The organism is Actinoplanes sp. NPDC048791 (genome assembly GCF_040650095.1).
GTDB lineage: Bacteria > Actinomycetota > Actinomycetes > Mycobacteriales > Micromonosporaceae > Actinoplanes.
Genome location: NZ_JBEZGQ010001588.1, coordinates 1 through 1,354 on the forward strand (window position 1 = coordinate 1; position 1,354 = coordinate 1,354).

At 72.8% G+C, this 1,354-nt stretch carries 3 protein-coding genes; all 3 read right to left on the reverse strand.

Features of this window, described 5'->3' with window-relative positions:
- On the reverse strand, positions 1-423 hold a 423-nt coding region (locus AB0C29_RS48725; protein ID WP_360835221.1), incomplete at its 3' end, for a MerR family transcriptional regulator.
- Positions 420-767, reverse strand: coding sequence for a rhodanese-like domain-containing protein (locus tag AB0C29_RS48730; protein WP_360835223.1), 348 nt, complete (start codon positions 765-767; stop codon positions 420-422). The genes AB0C29_RS48725 and AB0C29_RS48730, both read right to left, overlap by 4 nt.
- Positions 748-1,354, reverse strand: a 607-nt coding sequence (locus AB0C29_RS48735) for a hypothetical protein (RefSeq protein ID WP_360835225.1), incomplete at its 5' end; no start/stop codon positions are given. The genes AB0C29_RS48735 and AB0C29_RS48730, both read right to left, overlap by 20 nt.

The window sequence follows — 1,354 nt, forward strand, 5'->3', positions numbered from 1 at the left end:
GGCGGTGCCGATGGTGAGGAACGGGATCGGGCAGTCGGCGCAGGTGCAGTTGGTGAGGCTGTCGCACCGCGCGTCGACGACCTCGGTCAGCGAGGCGCGGATGGTGACCAGGTCGGCGATCTTCTGATCGATCTCGGCGATCTTGGCGATGGCCCGCTCCCGCAGGTCCGGGCTCGGGTGCCGGCGCCGGCCCGCGTCGAGCAGGTCGGCGACCTCGTCGAGGGTGAACCCGAGCCGCTGCGCCGCCTTGATCACGTTCAGCAGGGCGACGGTGTCGGGTGGGTAGAGGCGGTGCCCGCCGTTCGAGCGGTGCGGTTCGGCCAGCAGCCCCCGGCGTTCGTAGTACCGCAACGTCTGGATGTTCACGCCGGCCTGTTCGGCGACCTCACCGGTGCGCAGCCCGGCGTGTTCGGCCGCGCTCACCGGACAACCTCCGCAGCGCTCCGGTCACTCTCGAAGGGCAGTCCCGCCGCGGCCCAGTCGGTCTTGCCGCCGTCGTAGACCCGAACGTCGCGGTAGCCCAGCCGGGCGAACGCGGCGGCGGCGACCTTGGACCGGCCGCACGACGGACCAGCACAGTAGGTGACCACCGTACGAGCCGGGTCCGGAGCCAGCTGGGCGGCCCGTTCGGCGGTGAGGTCACCGGGCAGATTCACCGCGCCCGGCAGATGCTCGGCGGTGTAATGCGGCGCGGGTAGCGCCTCGACGAGGGTGACTGCGCCGGCGTCGAGCAGGACGCGCAGATCGTCACGACTGATGCGCTGCACCGGTGACCTCCGTGTCGGGCAGGCCGACGACCGCGGCCAGCATGCCTGCGGCTTCGCCGGGCATGCGGACCTCCAGCCGCAGGCCGGTGCCGTCGACAACAAGGGTGTAACTGCCGAACGAGCAGCACCGGTACTCCGCGGCGGCGAGCCGGGCCAGGGTGCCGGCGAGGTCGACGTCGAACGGGAACCGCAACGCCACACCGTCGGGTGTGTCCGGGAGCCGGTCGCGGCCTTCGACGCGGGCCAGGGCTTGCTGCCACACGCCGATCCGCTGGTGCGCGTCGCCGCCATCGGCAACCAGGTCACAGGCCAGCGCCGCCGCGCCGGAGGTGGCCTCGTGCGGGAAGTGGTACGTCGAGCCCGCTGCTGCAAGGGCGGTTGTGCAGGCGCAGTCGTCCCCGCATGGCCCGGCATGTGCCGCGGTCGTCAGGGCGCCCGACACAGCCTGCAACCGCGCCGCGTCCTCGGCCAGCGACGCGCTCCCGTCGAGCTCCGTCGCCCAGCCGGCGGTGCCCGGACCCGCTTCGACGGCCCGCCGGTTCCGTTCGGCGATAGCGGCCTGCACCTGATCAAGCCGGGCGGTGACC